The sequence below is a fragment of the Klebsiella sp. 10-1 genome (genome assembly GCF_009758445.1).
Lineage (GTDB): Bacteria > Pseudomonadota > Gammaproteobacteria > Enterobacterales > Enterobacteriaceae > Klebsiella > Klebsiella scottii.
Genome location: NZ_WQRE01000002.1, coordinates 498,960 through 517,239, shown reverse-complemented (window position 1 = coordinate 517,239; position 18,280 = coordinate 498,960). Strand labels below are relative to the sequence as shown.

At 57.2% G+C, this 18,280-nt stretch carries 20 protein-coding genes; 6 read left to right on the top strand and 14 right to left on the bottom strand.

Going from position 1 to position 18,280, the window contains the following annotated elements; translation table 11 throughout:
* Positions 1 to 28 precede the first annotated feature (28 nt).
* The gene (locus tag GO007_RS10535) at positions 29 to 2,167 is read left to right on the top strand and encodes an ornithine decarboxylase (protein WP_095099385.1); all 2,139 of its coding nucleotides are present in this window, start codon (positions 29 to 31) and stop codon (positions 2,165 to 2,167) included.
* 71 nt (positions 2,168 to 2,238) lie between these two features.
* On the opposite strand, the gene GO007_RS10530 is transcribed toward GO007_RS10535, so the two are convergent.
* From GO007_RS10530 to mutY, 4 genes are all read right to left on the bottom strand, one after another.
* A complete protein-coding gene (locus GO007_RS10530; RefSeq protein ID WP_095099383.1) occupies positions 2,239 to 3,492 on the bottom strand; it encodes a nucleoside permease in 1,254 nt (417 codons plus the stop codon).
* Between the two features lie 243 nt (positions 3,493 to 3,735).
* Positions 3,736 to 4,818 carry a membrane-bound lytic murein transglycosylase MltC gene (gene mltC, locus GO007_RS10525; RefSeq protein ID WP_095099379.1) on the bottom strand — a complete coding sequence of 361 codons (1,083 nt, stop codon included), beginning with the start codon at positions 4,816 to 4,818 and terminating at the stop codon, positions 3,736 to 3,738.
* Positions 4,819 to 4,866: 48 nt separating this feature from the next.
* The gene (locus tag GO007_RS10520) at positions 4,867 to 5,142 is read right to left on the bottom strand and encodes an oxidative damage protection protein (protein WP_095099376.1); all 276 of its coding nucleotides are present in this window, start codon (positions 5,140 to 5,142) and stop codon (positions 4,867 to 4,869) included.
* 28 nt (positions 5,143 to 5,170) lie between these two features.
* Positions 5,171 to 6,229, bottom strand: coding sequence for an A/G-specific adenine glycosylase (mutY, locus tag GO007_RS10515; RefSeq protein WP_095099373.1), 1,059 nt, complete (start codon positions 6,227 to 6,229; stop codon positions 5,171 to 5,173).
* 136 nt (positions 6,230 to 6,365) lie between these two features.
* On the opposite strand from mutY, the gene trmB reads away from it, so the two are divergent.
* The 3 genes from trmB to GO007_RS10500 are packed head-to-tail and all read left to right on the top strand — an operon-like array spanning position 6,366 to position 8,181.
* Positions 6,366 to 7,085, top strand: coding sequence for a tRNA (guanosine(46)-N7)-methyltransferase TrmB (gene trmB, locus GO007_RS10510; RefSeq protein ID WP_095099370.1), 720 nt, complete (start codon positions 6,366 to 6,368; stop codon positions 7,083 to 7,085).
* Positions 7,085 to 7,411, top strand: a complete 327-nt coding sequence (locus GO007_RS10505; protein ID WP_095099367.1) for a YggL family protein — start codon at positions 7,085 to 7,087, stop codon at positions 7,409 to 7,411. The genes trmB and GO007_RS10505 overlap by 1 nt, the downstream gene beginning before the upstream one ends.
* Before the next feature lie 50 nt (positions 7,412 to 7,461).
* The gene (locus tag GO007_RS10500; RefSeq protein WP_095099364.1) at positions 7,462 to 8,181 is read left to right on the top strand and encodes a YggN family protein; all 720 of its coding nucleotides are present in this window, start codon (positions 7,462 to 7,464) and stop codon (positions 8,179 to 8,181) included.
* Between the two features lie 61 nt (positions 8,182 to 8,242).
* Here the strand turns inward: GO007_RS10500 and GO007_RS10495 are convergent, their stop codons facing one another.
* The 8 genes from GO007_RS10495 to GO007_RS10460 all read right to left on the bottom strand — a co-directional run bounded on the left by GO007_RS10495 (position 8,243) and on the right by GO007_RS10460 (position 15,057).
* Positions 8,243 to 9,490, bottom strand: a complete 1,248-nt coding sequence (locus GO007_RS10495; RefSeq protein ID WP_095099361.1) for a sugar ABC transporter permease — start codon at positions 9,488 to 9,490, stop codon at positions 8,243 to 8,245.
* A 4-nt stretch (positions 9,491 to 9,494) separates the two neighbouring features.
* Positions 9,495 to 10,307 carry an ATP-binding cassette domain-containing protein gene (locus tag GO007_RS10490; RefSeq protein WP_095099358.1) on the bottom strand — a complete coding sequence of 271 codons (813 nt, stop codon included), beginning with the start codon at positions 10,305 to 10,307 and terminating at the stop codon, positions 9,495 to 9,497.
* 62 nt (positions 10,308 to 10,369) lie between these two features.
* Positions 10,370 to 11,416, bottom strand: coding sequence for a substrate-binding domain-containing protein (locus GO007_RS10485; RefSeq protein WP_095099355.1), 1,047 nt, complete (start codon positions 11,414 to 11,416; stop codon positions 10,370 to 10,372).
* Positions 11,417 to 11,729: 313 nt separating this feature from the next.
* Positions 11,730 to 12,869: a radical SAM family heme chaperone HemW gene (gene hemW / locus GO007_RS10480; RefSeq protein WP_095099352.1), complete on the bottom strand. Its 1,140-nt coding sequence runs from the start codon at positions 12,867 to 12,869 to the stop codon at positions 11,730 to 11,732.
* Positions 12,862 to 13,455 (bottom strand): XTP/dITP diphosphatase, encoded by a 594-nt coding sequence (locus GO007_RS10475; RefSeq protein ID WP_095099349.1) that lies wholly within the window; start codon positions 13,453 to 13,455, stop codon positions 12,862 to 12,864. The genes hemW and GO007_RS10475 overlap by 8 nt, the downstream gene beginning before the upstream one ends.
* A gap of 26 nt (positions 13,456 to 13,481) precedes the next feature.
* Positions 13,482 to 13,772, bottom strand: a complete 291-nt coding sequence (gene yggU, locus GO007_RS10470; RefSeq protein ID WP_041147205.1) for a DUF167 family protein YggU — start codon at positions 13,770 to 13,772, stop codon at positions 13,482 to 13,484.
* Positions 13,769 to 14,335, bottom strand: coding sequence for a YggT family protein (locus GO007_RS10465; RefSeq protein ID WP_041147204.1), 567 nt, complete (start codon positions 14,333 to 14,335; stop codon positions 13,769 to 13,771). The genes yggU and GO007_RS10465 overlap by 4 nt, the downstream gene beginning before the upstream one ends.
* A 17-nt stretch (positions 14,336 to 14,352) precedes the next feature.
* Complete coding sequence (locus tag GO007_RS10460) at positions 14,353 to 15,057, bottom strand: YggS family pyridoxal phosphate-dependent enzyme (protein WP_095099346.1); 705 nt, start codon at positions 15,055 to 15,057, stop codon at positions 14,353 to 14,355.
* Positions 15,058 to 15,073: 16 nt separating this feature from the next.
* Here GO007_RS10460 and GO007_RS10455 point away from each other — a divergent pair, with 16 nt between their 5' ends.
* Both GO007_RS10455 and GO007_RS10450 read left to right on the top strand, forming a co-directional pair.
* On the top strand, positions 15,074 to 16,054 hold the full coding sequence (locus GO007_RS10455; protein WP_095099343.1) for a type IV pilus twitching motility protein PilT: 981 nt from the start codon (positions 15,074 to 15,076) through the stop codon (positions 16,052 to 16,054).
* Positions 16,055 to 16,400: 346 nt separating this feature from the next.
* Positions 16,401 to 17,054 carry a LuxR C-terminal-related transcriptional regulator gene (locus GO007_RS10450; RefSeq protein WP_095099341.1) on the top strand — a complete coding sequence of 218 codons (654 nt, stop codon included), beginning with the start codon at positions 16,401 to 16,403 and terminating at the stop codon, positions 17,052 to 17,054.
* A gap of 47 nt (positions 17,055 to 17,101) precedes the next feature.
* Here the strand turns inward: GO007_RS10450 and ruvX are convergent, their stop codons facing one another.
* Positions 17,102 to 17,518: a Holliday junction resolvase RuvX gene (gene ruvX / locus GO007_RS10445; protein ID WP_095099338.1), complete on the bottom strand. Its 417-nt coding sequence runs from the start codon at positions 17,516 to 17,518 to the stop codon at positions 17,102 to 17,104.
* Positions 17,518 to 18,081 (bottom strand): YqgE/AlgH family protein, encoded by a 564-nt coding sequence (locus GO007_RS10440; protein ID WP_041147199.1) that lies wholly within the window; start codon positions 18,079 to 18,081, stop codon positions 17,518 to 17,520. Before GO007_RS10440 ends, ruvX begins: the two co-directional genes overlap by 1 nt.
* Positions 18,082 to 18,280: the final 199 nt, after the last annotated feature.

Here is an 18,280-nt window from a genome sequence, read left to right as displayed (position 1 = left end):
TACTCTCCGGAAACGGGTATTCGCGCTAATGAAATCAATGCACATTGCCGCCAGCTGCGAGCTGGTCCCCCATCTGTCCACCCACCGTCGCGTGGTCGCGCTGGACAATACTGATTTTACCGATGTGGCGGCAGTCGTCATTACCGCAGCGGACAGCCGCAGCGGCATCCTCTCTCTACTTAAGCGTAGCGGGTTTAACCTGCCGGTCTATCTGCTTAGCGAGACCGAAATGGCAAAGCCGGACGGCGTCGCGGCGGTGATGACCGGCAAAGAGCAGGATTGGCTGGAGCTGGAGGCGGCGGCCTGCCGCTATGAAGACAACCTGCTGCCGCCGTTCTTTAATACTCTGACTCAATACGTCGAGATGGACAACAGCACCTTTGCCTGTCCGGGACATCAGCACGGGGCATTTTTTAAAAAACACCCCGCGGGCCGTCAGTTCTTTGACTTCTTTGGCGAGAACATCTTCCGGGCCGATATGTGCAATGCCGACGTCAAGCTGGGCGATCTGCTGATTCACGAAGGCTCCGCCAAACACGCGCAGAAGTTTGCGGCGAGGGTGTTCAACGCCGACAAGACCTATTTCGTCCTTAACGGCACTTCGGCGGCGAATAAGGTGGTCAGCAACGCGCTGCTCACCCGCGGCGACCTGGTGCTGTTTGACCGTAATAACCACAAATCCAACCACCACGGCGCGCTGATTCAGGCCGGGGCCACGCCGGTCTATCTGGAGGCCTCGCGCAACCCGTTTGGCTTTATCGGCGGCATCGATGATCGCTGCTTTGATGAAGGCTACCTGCGCAACCTTATTCGCGAAGTGGCGCCGGAAAAGGCCGATGCGCCGCGGCCGTTCCGTCTGGCGGTGATTCAGCTTGGCACCTACGATGGCACCGTCTACAACGCCCGTCAGGTGGTGGATAAAATTGGCAGCCTGTGCGACTACATCCTGTTTGATTCCGCGTGGGTCGGCTATGAGCAGTTTATTCCGATGATGGCCGACTGTTCGCCGCTGCTGCTCGATCTGACTCCTGAAGATCCGGGCATTTTCGTCACCCAGTCGGTGCATAAACAGCAGGCCGGTTTCTCGCAAACGTCGCAGATCCACAAGAAGGATAACCACCTGCGCGGCCAGGCGCGGTTCTGCCCGCACAAGCGGTTGAATAACGCCTTTATGCTGCACGCGTCGACCAGCCCGTTTTACCCGCTGTTTGCGGCGCTGGATGTGAATGCCAAAATTCATGAAGGCGAAAGCGGCCGCAGGCTGTGGGCTGATTGCGTAGCGCTGGGTATTGAAGCGCGCAAGGCGATCCTCGCCCGCTGCAAAATGATTCAGCCATTTGTGCCGCCGACGGTGGCCGGGCGCCCGTGGCAGGATCATCCGACCGAAGCCATCGCCCGCGAGCGGCGCTTCTTCAGCTTTGAGCCGGGCGCCAGCTGGCACGGTTTTGAGGGCTATGCGGGCGATCAGTACTTCGTTGATCCCTGCAAGCTGCTGCTGACCACGCCGGGCATCGACGCGCAAAGCGGCGAATATACCGATTTTGGTATCCCGGCGACGATTCTGGCGCACTACCTGCGCGAAAACGGCATTGTGCCTGAGAAGTGCGATCTGAACTCGATTCTGTTCCTGCTGACGCCGGCCGAGAGCGCTGAAAAAATGGCGCAGCTGGTGGCGATGCTGGCGCAGTTTGAACAGCATATCGAAGCCGATACCCCGCTGGCTGACGTGCTGCCGACCATCTATAACAAATATCCGGTGCGCTATCGTGATTACACTATCCGCGAGCTATGCCAGGAGATGCACAATCTGTACGTCAGTTTTGCGGTTAAGGATCTGCAAAAAGAGATGTTCCGCAAGCGGAGCTTCCCGCGCGTGGTGATGAATCCGCAGGATGCGAACCGCGAATTTATTCGCGGTAACGTCGACCTCGTGCGCCTGAGCGAGGCCGAAGGTCGCATTGCGGCGGAGGGGGCGCTGCCGTATCCGCCGGGCGTGCTGTGCGTGGTGCCGGGCGAGGTGTGGGGCGGGGCGGTGCTGCGCTACTTCCTCGCGCTGGAGGAGGGCGTCAATATGCTGCCCGGCTTCTCGCCGGAGCTGCAGGGCGTCTACAGCGAAACGGATCCTGACGGCATCAAGCGGCTGTACGGCAACGTGCTGAAGGCATAAAAAAACGCCCCGGCGCGAGCTCGGGGCGTGGCGTGTTGTTGCCCGGCAGGCGTAGCGCCGCCGGGCTGTTATCAGGCGCTCTGCTGGACTGCGGCAGGCTGTCTGACGTGTTTGTACTTAAACAGCGCGACGAAGGCGAAGGCCAGAACCAGCGAGTATCCGGCGAAGATCAGCCACACCGGCTGCCAGTTGGTGATGCCGTCGGTGGTATACATCTCTACCACTTTCCCGCTCACCACGCCGCCGAGAATGCAGCCAAAGCCGTTGGTCATCATCAGGAACATCCCCTGGGCGCTGGCGCGAATTTCCGGTCTTACCTCTTTCTCGACAAACACCGAACCAGAGATGTTGAAGAAGTCGAAGGCGCAGCCGTAGACAATCATCGACAGAACCAGCAGCACGGTGCCGAACGGCGTTGGGTCGCCGTAGGCGAACAGGCCGAAGCGCAGCATCCACGCCACGATACTGATCAGCATGACGTTCTTAATGCCGTAGCGGCTCAGGAAGAACGGAATGGTCAGGATAAACAGGGTTTCGGAGATCTGGGAAATCGACATCATTACCGACGCATGCTCGACGATAAAGCTGCCCGAGAACAGCGGGTTATTGTCGAAGCTGTGCAGGAAGGTATTACCGAACATGTTGGTGATCTGCAGTTCAGCGCCTAACAGCATGGAGAAGATAAAGAAGATCGCCATCCGCTTGTTTTTGAACAGGGCAAATGCGTCCAGGCCCAGCATGGTGCTCCAGCTCTGGTTTTTCTGCTGGTTAGAGACCGGAATATGCGGCAGCGTCAGGGTGAACAGCGCCAGCACGACGGAGAGCGTTGCGCCGATATAAAGCTGCATATGGCTCAGCTCGAAGCCGGCGAAGCTCACGGCCCACATCGCGATGATAAAACCGATGGTTCCCCAGATACGGATAGGCGGGAAATCGGCGACGATATCCATGCCGGCGGATTTCAGACGATAGTAGGAGATGGTGTTAATCAGCCCCAGCGTTGGCATATAGGCCAGCGAGTTGAGGAGAATAACCAGGAACATCTCACCCGGCGTGGTGACCTGGGCCGCCATAAACAGCGTTCCCGCCCCGACCAGATGGCATAGCGCATACACCCACTTCGCGCTGATCCACTTATCCGCCACGATCCCCAGCAGCGTAGGCATGAACACGGCGGCAATACCCAGCGAGCTGTACACGGCACCGATAGACGCTCCGTCAAACTTAAGCGTCACAAACATATAGGAGCCCAGCGTAGTCAGCCAACTACCCCAAAGGCAGAACTGCAGAAACGACAATATTTTAAGCTGCAGCTTAAGGTTCATGTTATTTTCCTCACGAGTAAGCGGGGGAGCTGTTGTTATGGTTACATTCAGGACTACGATTTGATGAAATTCTATCAGCAAGCGGCATCATGTTTTGTTACCTTCCGCAAATAAATGCAATCCATATTAATTTGCAGATTAGATTGTGATGCAAATAACGTTTTCGTATGGCGCGTAGCGAAAAGGGCGCCGAACGACCCGGCTCTCGTGCGCGTAACGAGAGCCGGGTAAAGGATAAAGACCCTATTTGCGGCGGTAGGATTTCTGCGCCGTGTTGACTTTATACAGGTAGCGGCGGGATTCCCCGGAGGGGTGGCGGGTGGTGAGCGTCGAGTAGACATCGCCCGGCGTCATGCTGTTAATGATGTTGGCAGCCTGAACCTTATCGCTGGAGAAGACCCGCAGTACGCTTCCCGCGCCGCCGTTATAGGCGGTGATGACGGCGTAGCGGCGCGAGGTGGGGTTGTCGATACCGGCAAGATAGACGTTGTTCAACATCGCCAGGTACGCGGTGCCGGTATCGATATTACTGGCCGGATCGAACAGGAAGCTGCGGCTCGGCAGGCCCGATTTTCCCTGGGAACGGAAAACGTCTTTCCCGGCGCTGTGCTGGACGACCTGCATCAGGCCCAGCGCGTCGGCATGGCTGACGGCGTAAGGGTTGAAAGAGGACTCGGTCTGCATTATCGCCAGGATCAGCGATTCATCAATGCCGTACTTCCGCGCCGACTGGCGCACCATGCCGATATATTTATGCGCACGCTTATCGAGGTGGTTCGGCACCAGGTTGATGGTGATGCTGTAAATGATTCGCAGGCCGTTGCTGCGGCTTTTCAGCCGCGTCTGCAGCAGATAGTCGGCGTAACGCGAGGCGCGCCACTCCCAGCGAATCGGATCGCCGTGATTGTCCACCACCTGGCCGTACAGGAACGGCTCTTTCGAAATCTGGATATCGTCGGTATCGGAATAGAGGTCAATGGAGCCCGGATCGTCCCCCATCAGCAGCGTTTTAATGATCGTCTGACGAAGACGCCCGGTGGGATCGGTTCCGGCGAGGGTCTCGACGGTGATGGTACCCTCATCAAAGTTGATGTGGCTGCGGGTCTGGTACCCGTCGGTATATTTAACGTAGTCTTTCGGCCCGGCGAGCAGGACTTCGTTATACCCCCAAATATTTTCGACGTTATGGGCAAACTGTCCCATCAGGATATCGAAGCCGTTAGTGTCCTTTACCCACGCTTCGTCATACCCGGCGCCCTTTTTATTCGAGCTGGAACACGAAACGAGCAAAGGCGCAATGAGCGCTAGCGCTAAATATTTTTTCATCATTCCGGGAGCGTGCGTTGTGTTGGTGGGGGCAAGAGCCGTCGGCCCTTACCGTTTTTCCTGCGGCGTATAGCCTTCGATATGCACATCTTTCCCTTCAAACAGGAACTGGATCATCTCCTGCTCCAGCAGCTTGCGGTGCTCCACGTTCATCATGTTGAGCTTCTGCTCATTGATCAGCATGGTCTGCTTGTGCTGCCACTGGGCCCAGGCCTCTTTGGAGATCTCGTTATAGATGCGTTTGCCGAGATCGCCCGGGTACAGCTGGAAATCCTGGCCATCCGCTTCGCGCTGCAGGAAAGTACAAAAAATAGTTCTGCTCATGATTCATCCTCTTTAATTCGCCAGAACGCTATACCAACGCCCCGGCCTTCAGCTGTTGCAACAGGCGTTCCACGGGAGCCGCCAGACCGACCGACGGCGGCTGCGCTAAGTTATACCAGAGTGCGCCGCCTTCATCCATGCATGCGCCGGATGAGTGCACTGTAAGCCACATCGGTACAATATCCAGGTGGAAATGGCTGAAAGTGTGGCGAAACGCGGTCAACTGCGTCAGATTATCGGCCTTAATCTGCCGCTGTACCAGCCACTCGCGCAGCGTCTCTTCATCTTCAAACTGCGGAAAACAGAATAATCCGCCCCATAATCCCACCGGCGGACGCTGGGCGAGAAACACCTCGTCGCCGTGCTGCATCAGCAGAAAATAGCCGGTGCGTTCCGGAATAGTCTGCTTCGGTTTCTTGCCTGGATATTGAGTCCATGAATTATTGGCGTACGCCTCGCAGCCGTTATTCAGCGGGCAAAGCGCGCATTTGGGCTTCGAACGGGTGCAGACGATCGCCCCGAGATCCATCATCGCCTGGTTAAAACGCTCGACCCCTTTGGCCGGCGTGACCTCTTCGCTAATCCCCCAAAGCCGCTTCTCGACCTCTTTTTTTCCCGGCCAGCCGCTTACCGCATAGCAGCGGGCCAGCACGCGCTTTACGTTGCCGTCGAGAATCGGATAATGCTTGCCCAGAGAGAGCGATAAAATGGCGCCCGCCGTCGAGCGCCCGACGCCGGGCAGCGCGGCCACTTCATCAAAGGTCTGCGGGAATTCGCCGCCGTGCTGGTTTGCCACCTGCTGCGCCGCCTTATGTAAATTGCGCGCCCGGGCGTAGTAGCCGAGGCCGGTCCACAGATGCAGGACTTCATCCAGCGGGGCATTCGCCAGATCGATAATCGTTGGGAAACGCGCCATAAAGCGTTCAAAATAAGGGATAACCGTTGCCACCTGAGTTTGTTGCAACATCACCTCGGAGAGCCATACTTTGTAAGGCGTTTTGCCGATTTGCCATGGCAGGGTTTTACGCCCGTATTTGTCGTACCACTCCAGCACCTGGGTTGAAAATTGCGCGGCGAGAAAAGTCAAAGCTGCAGCTCCGGAATTGCGATAACAGGGTGGCAGATTGCAGCACAAGGGCGAGAGGCTGTAAACCCTTGCATCCGTCGGGTAACTTTGGATAATGCCCGTTTTCCGCACACATTCACAAGCAGACCTAACCTTTATGAAAAACGACGTCATATCTCCGGAGTTCGATGAAAACGGCCGTCCTCTGCGCCGCATTCGTAGCTTCGTCCGCCGCCAGGGCCGCCTGACCAAAGGGCAACAGCACGCGTTGGATACTATCTGGCCGGTGATGGGCGTTGAGTTCACCGATGCGCCGCTTGATTTAGCTTCGCTGTTTGGCCGCGAGGCGCCGGTCACCTTAGAGATCGGTTTTGGCATGGGCGCCTCGCTGGTGGCGATGGCCAAGGCGAAACCGGAGCAGAATTTCCTCGGTATTGAAGTCCATTCTCCGGGCGTCGGGGCGTGCCTTGCTTCCGCTGAGGAAGAGGGTGTACAAAACCTGCGCGTGATGTGTCACGATGCGGTCGAAGTGCTGCACACCATGATTGCGGATAACTCCCTTAATATGGTGCAGCTGTTTTTCCCTGACCCGTGGCATAAAGCGCGGCATAATAAACGCCGCATCGTGCAGGCGCCGTTTGCTGAACTGGTGAAAAGCAAGCTCAAGCTCGGCGGCGTCTTCCATATGGCGACCGACTGGGAGCAGTATGCCGAGCATATGCTGGAAGTGATGTCTTCGCTCGACGGCTATCGTAACCTGTCTGAAAGCAACGACTATGTACCGCGACCGGAATCGCGCCCGGTAACCAAATTTGAACAGCGTGGCCATCGTCTTGGCCACGGCGTATGGGACTTAATGTTCGAGAGGGTGAAATAATGGCAAAGAATCGTAGCCGTCGTCTGCGTAAGAAAATGCATATCGACGAGTTTCAGGAAATGGGCTTTTCTGTCGCCTGGCGTTTCCCGGAAGGGAGCAGCGAAGAGCATATCGACCAGACCGTAAATGACCTGATCAATGAAGTGATCGAGCCGAACAAACTGGCGTTTGACGGCAGCGGCTACCTCTCCTGGGAAGGTCTGATCTGCATGCAGGAAATCGGTAAATGCACCGAAGAGCATCAGGCCATTGTCCGCAAGTGGCTGGAAGAGCGCCAGCTTGCCGACGTGCGCACCAGCGAACTTTTTGACGTCTGGTGGGACTAAGTTTGACAAGGGTCGGCAATTGCCGACCCGCTTTGTCTGAAGGGAGCTTTATGATGCGCAAAACGCTGCTGGCGGTGGCGCTGTCCGTCACCGCTTTGACCGCGCATGCGGACTACCAGTGTAGCGTCACGCCGCGTGACGACGTGATCCTCAGCCCGCAGAAGGTGCAGGTGAAAGGGGAGAACGGCGATCTGGTGATTATGCCGGACGGCAGCCTTACCTGGAACGGAAAACAGTATTCCCTGAATGCGGCCCAGCGCGAGCAGGCTCAGGATTATCAGGCCAGCCTGCGCAGCAGCCTGCCGTGGATTGACGACGGCGCGCGCGCCCGGGTTGAAAAAGGCCGCACGGCGCTGGATAAAATCATCACCGAGCAGGTGGGAACCAGCAGCAGCATGCACGGTCGCCTGACCAAACTGGACGCGCAGCTAAAAACGCAGATGAACCGGATTATTGAACGCCGCAGCGATGGGCTGACCTTCCATTATAAAGCGATCGATCAGGTCCGCGCCGACGGCCAGCAGTTGGTCAATCAGGCGATGGGCGGCATCCTGCAGGACAGCATTAACGAGATGGGCGCGAAGGCGGTTCTCAAGGGCGGCGGCAATCCGCTGCAGGGGATCCTCGGTAGCCTGGGTGGCCTGCAAACGGCGATTCAGGAAGAGTGGAAGAATCAGGAAGCGGATTTCCAGCAGTTCGGCAAAGATGTCTGCAGCCGGGTGGTTTCCCTTGAAGATAGCCGCAAGACGCTGGTGAGTTCACTGAAATAACCTTTTCATTGCGCGGCCCGTTACGCCCGAGCCGCGCACTATTCTCTTTAATCCTCTCGATTCAGGCACGCCCGTGCGATACGCGGGAGCGGCGGGCCAGAGAGTCGATAATCACCGCAATCGCCAGCACGCAGCCGGTAATGATATAACGCAGGGATGACGGCAGATTCAGCAGCGTCAGACCGTTCGAAATCGACTGAATCACGATGATCCCCAGCAGCGCGGACCAGGCGCTGCCGCGCCCGCCAAACAGGCTGGTGCCGCCGATCACCGCCGCGGCGATGGCGTTGAGGTTAACGTCGCCGGTACCGGCCTGCTGGCTGGCTGAGGCCAGGCGCGAAGCCGCCAGAATCCCCCCGAATGTCGCCAGCGTCGCGCAGAGCACAAAGGCGCTGACGTAAATGGCCCTGACGTTAATCCCCGAGCGCCGCGCGGCCTCCCGGTTGCCGCCGACCGCAAACATCGAGCGGCCCCATTTTGTCCGCTTCAGCGCATAGTTGAGCACCATAGCCGCCGCGACAAACAGACCGAAAATCCACGGTACGCCGCGGCCCAGGTTGAGGTAGAAAACGGCAGCCTCAAAAATCACCGTCAGCAGCGCCGCGCGCAGCAGCAGCGAGCTGACGGACTCCGCGGAGAGGTTGGCCTGCAGGCGGCGTACGCGGGTTTTAAGGCCAAACGTCAGCAGCGCCAGACCGGGCAGCAGGGCCAGGGTATGGGAGAACCAGCCCGGCATGACCATCAGCTGGCCGAAGCGAACCAGCGGCGAAGCGTAGGGCAGGTTGATGCTGCCGCTGGGGCCAAGAATGTACAGCTGCATCCCGAGCAGCGCGAGCAGGCCGGCGAGCGTCGCCACGAAGCTCGGCATCCCGACGCGGTTATAGAGCAGAGCGTAAATCAGGCCGACGGCGATACCGCACAGCAGCGCCACGCCAATAGCCGCCGCCACCGGCCAGCCCGCGTTGACCCACAGGACGCCGACGATTGCCGAGGCAAGGCCGCTCATCGAACCTACCGAAAGGTCGATTTCCCCTAGCATCAGCACGCAGACGATCCCCAGAGAGATAAAGCCTACGGTGGCGCAGTCAAAAAGCAGGTTAACCAGGTTATTCGGCGCAATAAACACCGGGTTGAGCCAGGTAAACACCAGGGAGATAACAATCAGTCCGGCAATCACCGGGGCGGTGCCGAGATCGCCGGTCCTGATACGATTGATTTGCGCACGCACCACGCCGAACAGACCATCGTTGTGCTGGACGCGCTCGTCGCTGCGATCCAGGGCCGGGCGGGATTCTGTCTTGCTGTTCATAAAATTAAATCACTCCAGAAGAACTTAACTGTGATTTACGTTCAACGCGGCGCGAAACGGCGTTTTCCGTTGCGCCGGTAATGGCGGCGACCAGATCCTGGTTGGAGGCGTCGGGGGTGAAGATCCCTTTATTACGCCCGAGGCGCAGCACCACGATGCGATCGGCAACCGCCCGGACGTCTTCCATGTTATGGCTGATAATAATGACGCCGAGGCCGCGTTCGCGAACGCGCTCGATCAGGTTGAGCACTTCCGCCGTCTGGGCGACGCCGAGCGCGGCGGTCGGCTCATCCAGCATGATAATTTTGGGATTCATCAGCAGAGAGCGGGCAATGGCTACGGTTTGACGCTGGCCGCCGGAGAGCGAAGCGATGGGCTCTCGCACCGACGGAATACGAGCCGCCAGCTCCTGCAGCAGCGTCCACGCCCGTACCTCCATGGCAACCTCATCCAGCTGTAAAGGCGAGATCTCCTGGCCTAAAAACAGGTTGGCCACCACGTCCAGGTTTTCGCACAGCGCTAAATCCTGAAAAACCGTGGCGATACCGTATTCCAGCGCTTTCCCCGGACTATCAAGCGTGACGACCCTGCCGTCGAACTCAATGGTGCCGTCGGTAGGCTGATGCACGCCGGCGAGAATTTTAACCAGCGTAGATTTTCCCGCGCCGTTATCGCCAACCAGCGCCACCACTTCACCGGCGTGGACCTCCAGCTCGATATCCGCCAGGGCGCAGACGGCGCCAAAGTGTTTAGAGACGTTGCTTAGCTTCAGGATCGGTTGCCCGGCCGTCGATACTTTCTCTTGTTCTTGCGACATGGAAGAGACCTCAATTATTGCGAAACTACGCCCGCCGTTGGATGACGGGCGTATGGGCAAAATTACTTTTCGATGCCTAACTTCTGGCAGGCTGCAGCGTATTCGCCGGTACAAACCTGAGCGTAGGTCTGGATCTTTTTATCGAAGATTTCCGCTTTAATATTTTTCGCGGTGATCACCGCCGGGGTGAAGAGCTGCGACGGGGTGTTGTACAGGGTGGTGCTGGCCTGAGGCTTCTTACCCTCAATAAACTCAACGGCCACTTTCGCCGCCGCCGCCGCGACGATCTCAGACGGTTTTGAGATGGTGTTGTACTGGTCGCCGGCGATGATGAGCTGCAGCGCGGCGATGGTGGCGTCATTGCCGGTGACCGGCGGTAACGGCTGGACGCCAGCGGCTTTGAAGGCGGCAATCGCCCCGCCGCCGGTGCCGTCGTTGGCGGCAACCACGCCTTTAATTTTGTCACCAAAGCGGGTTATCTGCCCGGCAGCCCACTCCTGCGCTTTTGGCGGCGCCCATTCCGGCGTATCAAATTCCGCCAGGGTTTTGTAGCCCGACTCTTTCAGGCCGCGGTGGATACCGTCGCGGATCAGTCCCGCCGCCGCGTCGGTAGGGGAGCCGTTGATTTGCAGCACGCCGGCATCCTGCGGTACGCCGCTCTCTTTCAGGTGGCTGGTCAAGGATTTAGAGATGGCATAGCCAATCCCTTCGTTATCAAACGAGACGTAGAAATCTGCCGGTTTCGCCGGGATAGGGCGGTCGTAGGCGATCACTTTGACATCCTGCGCCTGGGCGTTGGCAACCAGCGCGGCGGCGGCGGAAGAGTCCACCGGATCGAGAACGATGATTTTCGCTCCCTGGGCAATGACCGAGTTGAACTGCTGCTGCTGCAGGGTGGCGCTGGCGTTGGCGTTTTGATAAATGACCTTGCAGTCGGCGCACAGTTTGCTCATTTCCGCCTTGAAGCCGGGAAAATCATGCTGCTCGTAGCGCGTCGATGCCTGGTCGGGCATTAAAAAGGCGACCGTGGCGGATTCCGCTGCCTGTGCTGAAGCGGTAATGCCGGCGGATATTGTTGCAAGTGCGATAAAAACTTTACGGTAATTCATTGCCTTACCCTCTTTTTTATATGCTTGAGCCCGCCGGCCTCGGCCGACGTCATAAAGACTTTTTTAATAAGAGTTACCAATAATTCACATGTAGGATACTTCGGTTTTACATTTGCTCAACCGATGAAGCAGGATTACCACTGCGCAAAAAAGGAGTCAAGAAATGGAAAAATATCGATGTGTATTTGTGATTGGCTGCAAAGATCTGAATAAAAAAGGAGCAGGCGTTTTGACCGAAGCGCGGAGGAAAAAACGACCTTGAAAAGGGGGATCGTGCGGCAAAAAAACGGGCGGCGAAGGGCCGCCCGGATGCTTAATCTTCGCTCAGGAACAGCTCCAGCAGCGAGTTTAAAAACAGCTTACCGTGCTCGGTTATCTGCCAGCAGTGCGCGTCTTCAGCCAGGTAGCCCTGGGCGATGGCGGCGGCAATTTGCGGACGAATCACGCTCTCATCAAGGCCGGTATAGCGGCTGAATTCGTCACGCGGCGCGGCTTCGAGCAGGCGGAAACGGTTCATAAAGAATTCGAACGGCTTATCCGCCGCCTCGACGTCGTGCTGGCGCTCAAGGTAGCGGCCTTCCATGTACCCGCGCGGATGGCGCGTTTTTGCCGTTCGCAGAATGCGTCCGTCAGGGAAAGTCACCTTACCGTGCGCCCCGCAGCCGATGCCGAGGTAGTCGCCAAAGCGCCAGTAGTTAAGATTGTGCTGACACTGGTAGCCGGGTTTGGCATAGGCGGAGGTTTCATACTGCTGATAGCCTGCCGCCGTCAGCAGCTGATGCCCCTGTTCAAAAATATCCCACAGCGCATCGTCATCCGGCAGCACCGGCGGACGGGAGCCGAAGAGGGTATTCGGCTCAATCGTCAGCTGATACCACGACAGGTGCGGCGGGTTGAGCTCGATGGCCTGGCGCAGATCGTCCAGCGCTTCATCCAGCGACTGGTCCGGCAGGCCGTGCATCAGGTCGAGGTTGAAGCTGCGCAGACCGAGGCCGGTGGCCAGATGCGCCGCGCGTTTCGCCTCGGCCGGGCCGTGAATACGTCCCAGACGCTGCAGCTTTGCCTCGCTAAAGCTTTGCACGCCGATGGAGATCCGGTTGACCCCCGCGCGCTGATACTCAACAAAGCGATCGGCCTCCACGGTGCCGGGATTGGCCTCCATGGTGATCTCGGCGTCGGCGGCCAGCGGCAGGCAGGCGCGAACGCCGTCGAGCAGGGTCCGCATCGCCGGCCCGGAGAGCAGGCTTGGCGTACCGCCGCCGATAAAAATAGTCCTGACTTCACGGCCCTGGGCGTAGTGCGCGTCGGCCCGCAGATCGTTGAGCAGGTGCTGCACGTAGTCGTCGTGCGGTACCTCGCCCTTCAACGCGTGCGAGTTAAAATCGCAGTACGGGCACTTCTGCACGCACCACGGGATGTGAATATACAGGCTCAGAGGTGGCAAATTAGCCATTACGTAATGCTTCCAGTAACAGTTTCAGCGCGCGCCCGCGGTGGGATATCGCGCTTTTTTCTTCACGACTCAGCTCCGCCGCGGTTTTACCCTCAGACGGAACAAAGAAAATAGGATCGTAGCCAAAGCCGCCGCTGCCTGCCGCGCTGCGGGCAATCACGCCGGGCCAGCTGCCGTGACAAACAATCGGCGTTGGATCTGCGGCATGACGCAGGTAGACCAGCACGCAGTGGAACTGCGCCTGACGCTTATCGTCAGGGACGTCGCGCAGGGCGACGAGCAGCTTTTCCAGGTTCTGCTGGTCGCTGGCATCTTCGCCGGAGTAGCGCGCGGAGTAGATCCCCGGCGCGCCGCCTAGCGCATCTACCGCCAGGCCGGAGTCATCGGCAATCGCCGGCAGGCCGGTAATTTGTGCGGCATGGCGGGCTTTCAGAATGGCGTTTTCGATAAACGTCAGGCCGGTTTCTTCGGCGTTGTCTACTCCCAGCTCGGTTTGAGCAACGATATCCAGACCAAAATCTTCCAGCAGCGAGGCCAGCTCGCGGACCTTTCCGGCATTGCCGGTGGCGAGAACAACTTTTTGCATGATTAATCCTGTTTAGAGCCAGGCTCTTATTCTGTCAGCGCCGCGACCTGAGTCGGGATCTGTTGCGGGTTAATGATTTTTATCTGCTTATGACGGCCCAGTTCGCCTTTTTCAAGAAGCACCTGGCTTTTCGCGACGCGAAACTGTTTGGCGAGGAACTTAATCAGATGGGCATTTGCCTGACCATCAACGGGCGGGGCGGTAATGGCGACTTTGAGCTCGTCGCCATGTAAACCAACGATGCTATCACGGCTGGCCTTGGGCTGAATATACAGCCGCAAGACCAGCCCGTCGGCGCAGGCTTCGACGGCACTCATAGCGCCATCCACAGCCCCGGAAGCAGAACGTTACCGGTTGCCTGAAGCAGTTCGGAAATGCCCATGTTAATCACGTACAGCAGCAGAACCAGCACCATCGGCGAGAAGTCGATCCCGCCCATTGACGGCAGCAGCTTGCGAATAGGGCGCAGCAGCGGGTCGGCGAGCTGCATCAGCACGTATTCAACCGGGCTGCGGCCCTGGCTCACCCAGCTCATAATCGCCATCAGCAGCAGCACCCAGAAAATCAGCAGGCCGATAGTCTTAATCAGGATCAGCAGCGCGGAAATCCAGATGATCGGCTGGAAGGTGACCACCATAAACAGCACGATGGCTTTGATGACGCAGAGAATAAAGGCCAGCAGCATCGAGGCGCTGTCGAGCGGCCCCAGGGCCGGGATAATGCGGCGCAGCGGCCCAACGACAGGCTGGGTTGCCTTCACCACAAACTGCGAGAAGGGGTTGTAAAAGTCGCAGCGAGCCCACTGCATCCAGACGCGTAACAACATGATCATGGTGTAGAGTTCAATGACCGTTGAAAGCAGGAAAGTCAACGTCTTCATGGCGTTCCTCAGATTCCTTAATTTTTGCTGTAGTCGCGCGCACCGAAGATTGCGGTACCGATGCGCACCATAGTGCTTCCCGCCGCGATAGCGGCTTCCATATCATCCGACATTCCCAGAGACAGCGTATCGACCGCAGGGTAGTGCGCCTTAAGTCGCGCAAATGCTACCGCCATTTGTTGGGCGACGGCAAACTGCCTTACATACTCTGACTCTGGGGCCGGGATGGCCATTAATCCGCGCAGCTGCAGATTCGGCAGGGCGTCTATCTCTGCCGCCAATGCATCCAGCTCCTCAGGCGGGATCCCTGATTTGCTTTGCTCGTCGCTGATATTAATTTGAATCAACACGTTAAGCGGCGGCAAATGCGCCGGACGCTGCTCGCTAAGCCGGGCGGCGATCTTCAGCCGGTCGACGGTGTGGCACCAGTCGAAATGTTCCGCCACCAGACGACTTTTGTTGGACTGCAGCGGGCCAATAAAGTGCCACTGTAGATGGCGAACCCCGGCATCCTGAAAGTGGCGAATTTTTTCCACCCCTTCCTGCACGTAGTTTTCACCGAACGCCCTCTGACCGGCAGCCACCGCTTCTTCAACCGCGCTCGCAGGTTTGGTTTTACTGACTGCAAGCAGCGTAACTTCTTCTGGCGAGCGGCCGCAGCGAGCGGCAGCGCCTGAGATTTTGTCCCGGACCTGTGCCAGGTTATGCGCAATATCGTTCATATTCCGAGGATGAGTTATGGAGCTGGAAGAAATAGTGGCCCTTAGTGTAAAGCATAACGTCTCCGATCTACACCTGTGCAATGCCTCGGCGCCGCGCTGGCGTCGCCAGGGGAGGCTGGAGCCCGCACCCTTTACGTCGCCGGAGATCGGCAAAATACTCGCGCAGTGGCTCAATGATGAACAGCAGGCCCAGTGGCAGGCCGGCGGACAGGTTGATTTTGCGCTGGCGCTACCCGGCGGGCCGCGCCTTCGCGCCAGCGCATTCGCCCACACGCGCGGGCTGTCGCTGGCGCTGCGCCTGCTGCCGGAAGCCTGCCCGCGGCTTGATGCGCTGTGCGTCCCCGCCGCGCTAACCGAGCTGCTCAATGAAGAGAGCGGGCTGATCCTCGTGACCGGCGCTACCGGCAGCGGTAAATCGACCACCCTCGCGGCGATGGTTGGCTATCTCAATCAGCGCCTCGATGGCCATATCCTGACCCTTGAGGACCCGGTGGAGTTTGTCCATGACAGCGAACGATGCCTGGTCCAGCAGCGCGAAATTGGCCGCCACGCCCCGTCGTTTGCTGCGGCGCTGCGGGTGGCGCTGCGCCAGGACCCGGACGTCATTTTGCTGGGCGAGCTGCGCGACAGCGAGACCATCCGCCTGGCGCTGACGGCGGCGGAGACCGGGCACCTGGTGATGGCCACGCTGCATACCCGCGGGGCCGCGCAGGCGGTTGAGCGCCTGGTTGACGTTTTTCCTGCTCAGGAAAAAGATCAGGTTCGCGGCCAGTTGGCGGGAAGTTTATGCGCCGTACTGGCACAAAAATTATTGCCGGATATATCTGGCGGGAGAGTTGCGCTATTCGAGCTTTTGGTAAATACACCGGCGGTGGCAAATTTGATCCGCGAAGGTAAAACCCATCAATTACCCGGAGTGATGCAGACCGGACAGCAGAGCGGGATGCAGACTTTTACGCAAAGTTTTCAACAGCGTGTGTCATCAGGCCGCCTGTAGCCGGAGGTTTAATATTCAGTCGTCATGCCAGTTTGTTGTTATCGTAATGTTTTATTAATGTTCTTTGATATTGATTATAAATATAGATGAACGTAAATGATTGATGCAGAATAATGAGCGGCGGGAATTGATTTAGACATTATCCTCGCAGAAATGGGAAAAAATTTAGATTATCTTTTGACACTTTTAATGAATTCGACTTATGCTGTTTATGGGCATAGGATGATTCCCATAAAATATTTTTTTATTATGTAAGATTATTTCAGTTTATTAATGGATATGTGATTTTTTGTTTTTAATTCATTTAACCACCATGATGGTGGATGCTTGCTAAGGAGAGTTTTAAGTGATTAATTTATCAGGTAATTCAAATTATTCTCGGCAGATTGTCTTTATTACTCATCCCTCGATTCAGAGTAAGTTTTTTGTCAACAGACTGGCGGAAAAGCTATCGATTGCGGTGACCCTGCATAATATCAATAAGCCTCTGATGCAGCGCTTAGCGAAAGGCTCCGTAATATTATTTGATATTGCCGTGTCGAATAAAAAGCTGAACGGAGTGTGGCGAGATATTATTCGATCGCAGGTAGAGAACCCGCGCCTGCTGATTATCAACAGCGCACAAAAGTATGAACTCTATGAGATGGCGCAGTGGCCCGCGCTCTACGGAGTCTTCCGCCATGACGATGATGAATCGCGTTTAATTGAGGGCGTTAAGGCCGTGCTGAACGGCCAACAGACGGCTGAATTGAGCGTTATGCACCCGGCGATGTACGCTGCGAATCATGCATCGGTACCGGCGGAAAACTCTCCGCTGACGGAACGTGAATGTGAAATCTTAAACGAGCTGCGCTGCGGTGCGACGAATATGGATATTGCTCGTGCGCTGTTCATTAGTGAGAATACGGTGCGCACTCATCTGTATAACGTCTTTCGCAAGCTGAGCGTGAAGAATCGTACCCAGGCGGTGAGCTGGGCTAACGAGCATCTCCGTCACTAGGTCATAGCGATGATGGCGCCGGTTCGGCGGCGCCATCATCGACGGGCTTAAAAACCCTGCTCGAAGTAGCTTTCCAGAATAACCACCGCCGAGGCCGAGTCGATGCTGCCTTTATTCAGGGCGCGGAATCCGCCGTGCTCGAAAAGCCCGGCGCGGGCTTCCACCGTACTCAGACGCTCATCGTGCAGGGTAATCTGTACCCCAAAGCGGCCGTGAATTTTATTGGCGAAGTTGCGCGCGCGCGCGGTTAGCGGCTGCTCGGTGCCGTCCATATTCAGCGGCAGGCCGACGATAACGGCTTCCGGCTGCCACTCTTTCAGCAGCTTTTCGATAACGTTCCAGTCCGGTTTCCCATCCTGCGCTTTGAGCGCAGGAAGAGGGCGGGCGGTGCCGGTAATGCGTTGCCCTATCGCGACGCCGATGCTTTTGGTGCCAAAATCAAAGCCCAGTAAGGTTCCGCTCATTATGCGTGCCCCGCAACGCCGGGCATCGTCACAATATCGATCCCAATCAGCTTTGCCGCTTCGCGCCAGCGATCGGCTATCGGCGTTTTAAACAAAATATTCTGATCGGCCGGGGCGGTGAGCCAGGCGTTATCAAGCAGCTCCTGCTCCAGTTGTCCCTTCTCCCAGGAGGCGTAGCCCAGCGCGACCAGTACGTTGCTCGGCTGTTTATCGGTTCCGAGGGTTTCCAGCACGTCCCGCGACGTGGTGATCACGGTATTGTCGGAAATACGGATACTGGAAGAGAAATCAGAGGGCGGCGAGTGCAGAATAAAGCCGCGATCTTCCGCCAGCGGGCCGCCAAGCATGACCGGCTTATCGAGGCGAATATCGGGATTGCGCGGCTCAGCGACAATTTTCAGCTTCTCCAGAATCCCGTCAATCTGCAGATTTTCCAGCGGTTTGTTGACGATAATACCCATGGCACCATCATCGTTGTACTCGCAGATATAAACCACGGAGCGGCGGAATATGGGGTCCTGAAGAGCAGGCATGGCAATCAAAAAGTGATGCTGTAAATTCATTGTCAGAGGTTCTGTTCCTGGTTCAAAAAAGCAGCACCTAGTATGCGGGCAAAGTGCCGCTCTGTCGATTCAACTTTATCTTTCACGCTACAGGTGCGTTGGCTTCCTCACTCGCCCCGGTCACATAGTAAACTATGCTCCCGGGCGCTCGCTGCGTCGCCGCCTTCCTGTAACCTGAAATCTTTCGTTGAATCAGTTT

What these genes read in the sequence shown, in the direction of transcription:
- GO007_RS10535 (WP_095099385.1), top strand. Translation starts at nt 29, where the DNA reads ATGAAATCAATGCACATTGCCGCCAGCTGCGAGCTGGTCCCCCATCTG.
- GO007_RS10530 (WP_095099383.1), bottom strand. Translation starts at nt 3,492, where the DNA reads ATGAACCTTAAGCTGCAGCTTAAAATATTGTCGTTTCTGCAGTTCTGC.
- mltC (WP_095099379.1), bottom strand. Translation starts at nt 4,818, where the DNA reads ATGAAAAAATATTTAGCGCTAGCGCTCATTGCGCCTTTGCTCGTTTCG.
- GO007_RS10520 (WP_095099376.1), bottom strand. Translation starts at nt 5,142, where the DNA reads ATGAGCAGAACTATTTTTTGTACTTTCCTGCAGCGCGAAGCGGATGGC.
- trmB (WP_095099370.1), top strand. Translation starts at nt 6,366, where the DNA reads ATGAAAAACGACGTCATATCTCCGGAGTTCGATGAAAACGGCCGTCCT.
- GO007_RS10505 (WP_095099367.1), top strand. Translation starts at nt 7,085, where the DNA reads ATGGCAAAGAATCGTAGCCGTCGTCTGCGTAAGAAAATGCATATCGAC.
- GO007_RS10500 (WP_095099364.1), top strand. Translation starts at nt 7,462, where the DNA reads ATGATGCGCAAAACGCTGCTGGCGGTGGCGCTGTCCGTCACCGCTTTG.
- GO007_RS10495 (WP_095099361.1), bottom strand. Translation starts at nt 9,490, where the DNA reads ATGAACAGCAAGACAGAATCCCGCCCGGCCCTGGATCGCAGCGACGAG.
- GO007_RS10490 (WP_095099358.1), bottom strand. Translation starts at nt 10,307, where the DNA reads ATGTCGCAAGAACAAGAGAAAGTATCGACGGCCGGGCAACCGATCCTG.
- GO007_RS10485 (WP_095099355.1), bottom strand. Translation starts at nt 11,416, where the DNA reads ATGAATTACCGTAAAGTTTTTATCGCACTTGCAACAATATCCGCCGGC.
- hemW (WP_095099352.1), bottom strand. Translation starts at nt 12,869, where the DNA reads ATGGCTAATTTGCCACCTCTGAGCCTGTATATTCACATCCCGTGGTGC.
- GO007_RS10475 (WP_095099349.1), bottom strand. Translation starts at nt 13,455, where the DNA reads ATGCAAAAAGTTGTTCTCGCCACCGGCAATGCCGGAAAGGTCCGCGAG.
- yggU (WP_041147205.1), bottom strand. Translation starts at nt 13,772, where the DNA reads ATGAGTGCCGTCGAAGCCTGCGCCGACGGGCTGGTCTTGCGGCTGTAT.
- GO007_RS10465 (WP_041147204.1), bottom strand. Translation starts at nt 14,335, where the DNA reads ATGAAGACGTTGACTTTCCTGCTTTCAACGGTCATTGAACTCTACACC.
- GO007_RS10460 (WP_095099346.1), bottom strand. Translation starts at nt 15,057, where the DNA reads ATGAACGATATTGCGCATAACCTGGCACAGGTCCGGGACAAAATCTCA.
- GO007_RS10455 (WP_095099343.1), top strand. Translation starts at nt 15,074, where the DNA reads ATGGAGCTGGAAGAAATAGTGGCCCTTAGTGTAAAGCATAACGTCTCC.
- ruvX (WP_095099338.1), bottom strand. Translation starts at nt 17,518, where the DNA reads ATGAGCGGAACCTTACTGGGCTTTGATTTTGGCACCAAAAGCATCGGC.
- GO007_RS10440 (WP_041147199.1), bottom strand. Translation starts at nt 18,081, where the DNA reads ATGAATTTACAGCATCACTTTTTGATTGCCATGCCTGCTCTTCAGGAC.